This window comes from Pedobacter sp. KBW06, assembly GCF_003852525.1.
Classification (GTDB): domain Bacteria; phylum Bacteroidota; class Bacteroidia; order Sphingobacteriales; family Sphingobacteriaceae; genus Pedobacter.
On record NZ_QAJL01000015.1, the window covers coordinates 1 to 9,303 of the forward strand.

A 9,303-nucleotide genomic window follows, 5' to 3' on the forward strand; every position below is an offset into this window, starting at 1 on the left:
CGGTTCCAGCACTTCGGTTTCCAGGTCCGTGACCCGTACCTGCCATTTTTCATATTCCCTGGCCAATGAGCCCAGTAATCCCGGAATCCCGCTTCCGCTTACCGATACCTGATCACCGGAAACCACCTTTTGCGTATTACAGGTAAACAGCTCCAGATAAAGTTCATTTTCCGGATCTGCCAGGTCTAACAATGTTTTAATGCTGTTGAACATCTTCAGCTCAAGCTGCCCATATTTCACAGAAGTTTCGGAATCCGGAACACCGTCTACAGCATCCAATATGGATTTTCCGGCAACTACCCCGATTGGCTCCCTATCCAGTCCGGCAGTAAAATAAAGATGATCTCCCTTGTTTAGCGAACCTTCCAAATCAGAAAGTTCTGCCAATATTTTCAGCTTTGCCCCCCCGGATTCCAGCCAGGCGACTAAACCCGCAGCAAACAATCCCGGCGAGCCACCAGTGATGATCAAATGCCGGTCAGCATCATTAGATTGCTCAACTGGCACTGAATCCCTGATCTCCGAAACAGCTTTACGCTCCCAAAAAGGCATATATAATATCCCTGCAACAGCAAGATCCGGAACAACTGCAGCCTCCCTCAGTTTTGAAACACCGGGAAGATTGACCATCACAAATTCTTCCATTTCTAAAACCACTTCCCCATGATCGTTGATCAGGTCAATATCATAGGCCACAGCTTTGCCATTGCCTTTGTTGGCGGCGCTCCTTCTTACGTAAGCCCAGATCTCGGCTGTTAGTTCAGCGTAGATATTTACAACTTTTACATAAAATGGCAGGGCAAGTGCCGTATTTTCTACTCCAAAAGCCAGACCTGCTAAAGTTTGCAATGCGCTGTCCAGGATTCCCGGACTAAGCACGTACCCTTTTTCCAATGGAAGTACGATCTTTGACAGGGCTTCTTCTTCCGCATAATACAGTCTTTCAATACCCTGAAATGCCGGGCCATATCCCAACCCTTTATCCCTGAAATACTGATAACATTCTTCTTTTTCTTTCATTTTATGGAACCGAAGCATCATCGATGTCAGGTCATAAGGCTCCGGCAACGAAAGTTCTCCGGTTGTCAATATCCCATGACTATGCAGGGAGTCCCCTGTTCCCTGGGTATAGACTTCAAATCCGGCTCCTTCGGCGGATGGAAACAGTCGGATGCTAACTTCTTCAGGTTGCTGGTTGATCTTTACAGGACTTAGCCAACTGACCTCTTTTAAACAGGTCACCTTCTGGCCGAGACTTCTTTCCCCTGCCTCTCTAGCCATTTCCAGGTAAGCTACTCCGGGCAATACTTTTTCCTCTGCAACCTTATGGTCTTTCAAAAAGTTTTCTTCACCGGTATAAGTGCTTACATATTTCTGCTCCGTAAGGTTTGATTCATTGCGGTGTAGCAGTGGATGCAGCTGGCCTGCTTCCTGACTCAGGAAGGGCTGATCCGGAAGCCAATAACGCTCACGTGCAAAGGGATAAGTTGGCAGACTGATCTTTTTAGGCCGTATGCCGTCATAGAGCAGCGACCAGTCGACAGGAAAACCTTTTACCCAAAGCTGTCCCAGTATTTTATAGGATTTGCTTTTAATTGCTGTTTCTATAAAGCTTTTACCGGCTTCTCCCTCCAATAGAAAACTAAGGTCATTTTTCTTTTCGCTTCCGGTTAAATATCCGGCCGTACCTTCCCTGAGGTAATCTTTCAGCTGTAAGATCAGTTCTTCTTTGTTTTCCGCCAGAAATGCCAGGCGTTCTTCCATAGCCGTCCTGCCTGTTTGTAAAGTATAGGCGATATCATAAAACCCGGAATCCGGATGCGATTCCAGAAAGCCTATTAAATCGGCCACGCGATCTTTTAGCCTTGCCGCGTTTCTTGCCGACAAGATAAAAATGGCGGGCAGATGGCTATGGTACACCTGCTGTACCGTTGGTAAATATTCTTCGACGACCACATGGGCATTGACACCTCCCAGTCCGAAACTGCTCACACCTGCTATCCTTGCTTTATTGTTTTCAGTTGTCCAGACCGTTGTCTCTTTCTGCAGAAAAAACGGACTTCCTTCCAGTCTCAGGTATTCATTGGGTGTTTCCAACTGCGGATTGCCTGCCAATGTCTGATGTTTAAGACAGAGCAATACTTTAATCATGCCCGCTACTCCCGCAGCGGCCTCCAAATGGCCGATATTTGTTTTTACACTCCCAATACTGCAATGAGGCGCAAGTGGAAAATCCAGCCCCCGGTCTCTGTATAATTCTTTAAAGGCCAGCTTTAGTCCCTCGGTTTCAATCGGATCCCCGAGCGGGGTTCCTGTGCCATGCGCTTCTATATAACTCAACTGCCGGGGATCAATATCTGCAGAACGGTAAGCCTTCAGCAGCAGTTCTTTTTGCGCCAAAGGATTTGGAGAAGTTAGCGAATTTGCCCTTCCCCCATGATTTTCTGCCGTTGCAGAGATCAGCCCATAAATACGGTCTCCATCGGCTTCAGCTTTTTCCAGAGATTTTAAAATCAGAATTCCAACTCCTTCCCCCCTTACATAACCTGCAGCCTGCTGGTCAAAAGTTTTGCACCTGCCATCTTCGTTCAGCATCCCTGCTTCCGTGAACGATGCCGTCAGCTCAGGCGATAACATCGCATTGACACCACCGGCAATTGCCATATCGCAATGCCCGTTTCTGATGTTTTCAACAGCTTTATGAATCGCAATCAACGAACTTGAACAAGCCGTATCTATAGGCTCACTGGGCCCATGTATGTCCAGCAGGTAAGAAATCCGGTTTACCAGTACCGAAAAAGCAGTGCCTATCGGCGATTGTGCCTGACTGGCTAAAACTGGTTGCTGATGAATCAATGTCGCATAATCTGAGCTCGAGACCCCAATAAATACACCCGCATTGGAACCTTTTAGCGCCTCTCTGGCAATCCCTGCATCTTCAAGCGCATGATAAACCGCCTCGAGGGTAATTCTTTGCTGAGGATCCATTAGTTCTGCCTCTTTGGGCGAGATATTGAAATACAATGCATCAAATTTGTCAATATCGGTGATAAAACCGCCCCATCTGCTGCTCAGCTTATCGAGTACTCCGGATCTGGCCTTGTCCCACCTATCTGCCGGAATTTCGGTGATCAGATCCCTGTTATTTTTAAGATTTTCCCAAAAAACATCTATATTTTCTGAACCTGGAAAACGGCCGCTTATCCCAACAACAGCAATTGGTGCTGTATTTTTATTGATGTTGCTCCACTTAGCCCTGTTAGTACTCTTTGGTTGTGCGATAACAGGACGCGGAATTCCGAAATGGCTGAGGCGCTGGTTTGCAACAGATGGCCTGTTTTCATTTGCAGGAAGGGACGACTCATCTTTAGCTCCGGTCAGTACATGTCTGGCCCCGATGTTTTCCGGGTATTCTCCCGCTAAAAAGGCGGACAGTTCATCTAAAGTCGGATAGTTGTAGAATATTGTTGGCAGCAACTTCAAACCGTAAAATGCATTCAGTTCATTTGAAAAACGAGTCAGCAAAATCGAATCAAAACCATAATCCCCGATTTTTTCCGTACTGCTGATTTCCTCTATATCCAGCTTCAGTAACACGGAGATCAGTTCAAGCAGTTTAGCGGCTGCCTTTCCTTGCAGATCATAGACCTTTGTTTCAAAGGACCGATCATTTTGAGACATTGCCGGCAGGGCCTTTTTTTCCATAAAAAACCCTTCTCCTGTTCCATAACTAACGATAACCCGGCCATTGGCATTATTGAGTATCGCGTCGAATAACCTGAGGCCTTCCGAAGCAGGCATTGGCAACATTCCCCACTGAAGCTCCAGATGCTTCTTCGTATCCTGATCCACCTGCATTCCACCATCCTGCCATAAGGGCCAGCTGATGCTGATCGTTTTCCCACTTCTCTCTCCTTTTGCAACCTGCTCATTACGGAACCTGCTCAGCTGGTCCAGATAAGCGCTGGCAGCGGCATAATCTGCCTGGCCAATATTGCCTGTAATCCCTGCAATGGACGAGAAAAAGACCATAAAATCCAATACATCGTCCTTTGTGACTTCATCCAGATTTTTTGCCACTTCGATTTTAGAAGAGAAAACTTCTTCAATTTCCTCTGTAGTCTTATTCACAATTAAAGCATCACGTATCACGCCTGCGCTATGAATGAACCCGTCTATCTTCCCATACTTTTCTTTAACGGCAGCAATCAAAGCGTGTATTTCAGCCTTGTTGCTTGAATCACAGCTATAATAACTTGTATTTGGCAATTCCGAAATAGAGGTCCTTTCACTTTCGGTTAACCGGCTTCTGCCAGTCAGGACGAGCTTCGTATTTTTTGTTTTACTCAGGTGCCCGGCGATAATTCTTCCCAGTCCGCCTGCCCCTCCCGTAATCAGGTAAACACCTCCTTCTTTGATGTGGACCCCGTTTGCCATGGTTTCAAGTGTGGAAATTGACTGAAACACTTTAGTCTGCCTTTCTCCGGCTACATAACGCAACTCGGGTTCCCGGCTCTCTTTTTCTGCTTCAAGCAGGTCCGAGAGGACTTCTATTTCTCTGACAGAGAGGCTTTCTACACCAATAACTTTAGCTGTAACATTTGGATTTTCAAGCGATGCCGTTTTCAGCAGACCGGATATAAACCCATAATCCAGGTAATCGCGATTCTGACAAACCACCACCACATGTACAGGATTGTTCTGACGAAGCTGCAGTTGCAACTGTTCCATTACCACACCAAAGTATATGGCCTCTGTGGCCTGGGGAATCGCCTGTACCTCAACTTCCAGTCTTTCTTTTAATTTATCAGCCAGATCAGCAGTTCCACCGGCCAGTAGCACCAAATAATTCCGGTCCGCCTGTTCCGTCACACTGGTTAGCGGAGCGGCCTCCCAATCCTGACTGAACAAACGACCTGCTATATTTTGCGGGGTTTTATTGGTTTCAATTTCACCGGTTTCCAGCTCAGCGGGCTCTTTTGCGAATCCAGCTGCAGGCAATGCAACAAAGTCCTTTAAACTCAAAAGCACTGTTCCTTTGTCATCCAGCAGATCAATATCATAGCTACTGACCTGATCATTTTCATTCCCCTCTTCTGCTTTCCTTACGTAGCACCACATCGCCGACTGCAGGTCCTTATAAATATTCAGCTCCCTTACACTAAAAGGAAGAAGTAATTGCGGTGTAGCTTTATTCAGGTTTAAGCCTGCACAGGTTTGCAAAGCACAATCAAATACGGCAGGAGAAAGTATATAATCCTTTCTTTTTGGTAAATTGATCATCGCCAGCGCCTCGGTATCGTTATAATACAGCATTTTCAAACCCTGAAAACTTTTCCCGTAATCCAGACCTGTTGCACTGAACAATTCGTAACAGGCTTCTCCTGTTCTTTTGTCCTTCAACCGGTTCTGAACTGCCGCCAGATCCAGAACCGGGGCCTCCTCCAGGATCTCAAATCCAAAGTAACCCTGACTGTGAACCTCTTTATTCGCTCCCGAACTGCTTTTTGTATATATCTCGTAAGCGAGTTCATCAGCAACCTGAAAAATTCCGGTATAAATGGTCTCCGGCTTAGTCTTTACTTTTAAAGGACTTAGAAAGAATACATCTTTCAACTGACTGATCCCTTGTTCCGTTGAACGGGCACCTGCTTCCCTGGCCATTTCCAGATAAGCTACCCCTGGCAATACTTTTTCTCCGGCTACCTTATGGTCTTTTAAAAAATGTTCTTCACCGGTGTAAATACTAATATATTTTTGATCGTTCAAGGTCGATTCGTTTCGATGCAGCAAAGGATGCAGTTTTCCTCCAACATGACCTGAAGCTTTAACCGAAGAAACCAAACCATCTGGCAACCAATACCGTTCTCTTGCGAAAGGATAAGTAGGCAAACCAATCTTTTCCGGTTTCCTGCCTGCTCCCTGATACAATAAAGACCAGTCAATCTCAGCTCCTTTTACCCAAAGTTGTCCAAGCGATGCAGCTTCTTTTCCAGCGATGGCTGCACTGATATACGCCTCAATGGCCTCTCCTTCCAGCACAAAACCATCCTGGTCCTTTTTAATGTTGCCGGTGTAAAAATCGCCTGCCGCGTCTTCCAGATAAGTACTTAGTTTGGCTTTCAGTTCATCCAGGTTACCGGCCGTCATGGCCAGCCGCTCTTCCATCGCTTCCCTGCCAATCTGCAGCGTATAGGCAATGGAATACAAATCCAGACCAGCCTGTGATTCCAGGTAGTCAGACAGGTTTTGCACCTGATCCTTCAGCCTTGCACCATTCTTTGCCGACAGTAAAATCACTGCGGCTCCTTTACCAACATAGGGCTGATGCAATTCAGGAAGGTATTCTTCCACTATGAGGTGTGCATTGCTGCCTCCTGCACCGAAACTGCTGATTCCCGCGATGCGGAGCTTGTCATTTTCCGGCAGCCAGGCTTCCAGCTTCTGCTGGACCCGGAAGGGACTGATTTTAAAATCTATATTTGGGTTCAGTACCGAAGAATGCAGTGAAGGTACCAGCTGCTGATGCCTGAATTGTAACAACACTTTGCTCAACCCCGAGATTCCTGCTGCAGATTCACCATGTCCGATATTCGATTTAACAGAACCGATGCTGCAATAAGAGCTCTTTTCTGAAGGAAAAACCTGGCTCAGCCCGGCGATTTCGATCGGGTCACCCAGGCTTGTACCTGTACCATGAGCCTCTATATAACTGATGTCGCCGGCCTGTATTCCTGCTCTTGAGATGGCCTCTCTGATCACTGCAGATTGTGCCCGAAGGTTCGGTACTGTAAACCCGCTGCTGCGCCCTCCATGGTTCACCGCTGTGCCTTTGATGACCCCATAAACCCGGTCGCCATCTGCTTTTGCCCTGCTCAGCCTTTTTAACAGCACCACACCCACACCTTCGCCAGGTACATAACCATCTCCGCCTTCTCCAAAACTTTCGCAGGTACCCTTAGAGGATAAAAACATCGAATTGGACAGCCAGGTGTATTTACTCGGATGTAAGCTCAGGCTTACCCCTCCGGCAAGTGCCATCGTACTTTCTCCCCTGTGAATACTCTCACAGGCCAGGTGAATTGCCGTGAGCGAAGAAGAGCATTGGGTATCGATCCCGATACTGGGACCGCGGAAACCCAAATGATAAGATACCGTATTGGCAGCCATCGATACAAAACTGCTTGGCATAAAGCCTCCTTCGGTCCCTCCTGCACGATACAGCTGGTAATCTGTCCAGAAAACGCCGGCAAAAACGCCTACTTTTTCTGTGTCTGCTAATTTCTTTGCCGTATAACCGGCATCTTCCACCGTCTTCCAGCTCTCCTGAAGAAATAAACGGGCCTGTGGATCCATATTTTCTGCTCCTATTGGAGGAATATTAAAAAACAAAGGATCAAACTTATCAGCATCTGCAATGAAGCCGCCCCACTTGCTGTAGCTCGTTCCTGTCTTTCCTTTTTCCGGGTCAAAATAGTGACTGGAATCCCAGCGCTCTTCCGGAATTTCAACAATGCTGTTTATGCCCTGACTCAGGTTTTCCCAGAATTCATCCAGGTCTTTTGCTCCCGGATAACGACCGCTGACCCCAATGATCGCAATCGGATCATCACCATACGAACCTTTATCTATCTCTTTAGAAGAATCATTTGAAGCAACTGATTTATAACCCAATAAATCACCTGAACCAAGTCCGGACTGAGACATAAGTCCAGATAAATCCTGCGCTGTTGCTTCTAGCTTAAAACCCGGAACTCCTGCCAGTGGCAAGGATACAGTCTGATGGTCGACAACTATAAAATGTGCCTCATCATTTTCCTGCAAATAAGCACTCAGTTCAGCTATGGTCTGATACTCGAACAATAATGAAGGATAAAAATCATGACCACATTTATGCTCCAGATCTTTGACCAGTTCCATGGTTTGCTTTGAGTCCAGGCCAAGGTCGTAAAAGCCCCGGTCTTCTTCTATTTCTGCAGCCGGACGATGGAGCCTGGCTGACAATAATTCTCTTAAATAAATACGGATGGCATGCTCAGTCTTTCGACCTCTTTCCGGAATCCCACTGCTATTGTTCATCACATGAGCAGGGATTACATTTTCCAGAGGCTCGATCAGTTGTCTGATCAGTTCCGGATGACGGATACGTTTGCTCGTCAGGTTCGTAAAACCGCCAAGGTAAAGCCCATCTTCGTTGTACAACAGGATGTTGTTTTTGATCACTTCAGGAGGGTTCGAAGCACTAAACTGCTGTTTTCTGCTGTATACAAAAAGTGTTGATGGAAGTGCCTCTAGCAATTCAAACTGATCAATTGAAAAAGGGATATAGGGTACTTTTCCGGAAAGTAAGCCCGTACCATCGGATAAACAATATGAGCTTCCCGCAAAGGTTGCCCCATCTAAAAATGGTGGCGGAGCCAGAAGCTGTGCCCGGTAATGTTCTGCCTGTTCGCTCAGGTTTAACACCATCAGTTCTTCTTCCCCGCGCTGGTAAAGCTTACCCCGGGTTTGCATGAAATCCCCATGCCAGATATCTACGGCCCTTGCCATGGCATATACAGCGGACATCTCAAATACGGTATCACTGTTTTCTATAAAGCCTGCGATATCCAGTTTCGGATGCGAAGCAGCTTGTACATCGTCCAGACGGCATTCCATGTGTTGTTCCCATTCTCCATAAACATCTCCCTGCTTATTGATCCGGCAGGAATGAATACCAGCCTCATAGAGGCTCTCTTTTCCTACTTTGTAGCGAATTTCTACCAGACGGTTAAAAGAGTCAGTGGTGGTTAGAGGTGAGGTAAAAAGCACCTTATTTAACATCAGCTCTTCCCCGAATAATTCTTTTGCTGTCCGCAATAGCATGTCCAGATAGGTTACCCCAGGCACAATACGCACTTCGTGGACCCGATGGTCCCGTAAAATATAATTCTCATGATGGAATTCCGAACGAACAACCCATTCCTGAAACTGCCTGAAGGTCTTGGTCTGCAGGTATTTCTCAAATGCATTCTCGCCAAAGGCAGCATCGGCGGAGGCAAGATCCTCATCCAGACTTCTTCCCTTTATCATCTCTGTAACCGCGCCTTTATACTGTTGTTTCTCTTCCTGCGACAGCTGTTCTTCCGGCCAGTAACGGCTCCGGTTATAAATAATACCAGATCCTGAAAAAGGTGCTTTTACGGCATTCGACGCAGGAATCCCTGCATTGCTCAGCAAAACATGGGCATTGTTCCCTCCAAGACCAAAAGCACTGACCCCTGCCCGTCTAATCCCGTTCAGTCCAAGCCAGTCCTGCAGCTG

1 protein-coding gene is annotated in these 9,303 nt (G+C 46.8%); it reads right to left on the minus strand.

Going from position 1 to position 9,303, the window contains the following annotated elements:
- Positions 1-9,303: SDR family NAD(P)-dependent oxidoreductase (locus DBR43_RS32830; protein WP_124587581.1), on the minus strand; the 9,303-nt coding region annotated here is incomplete at both ends.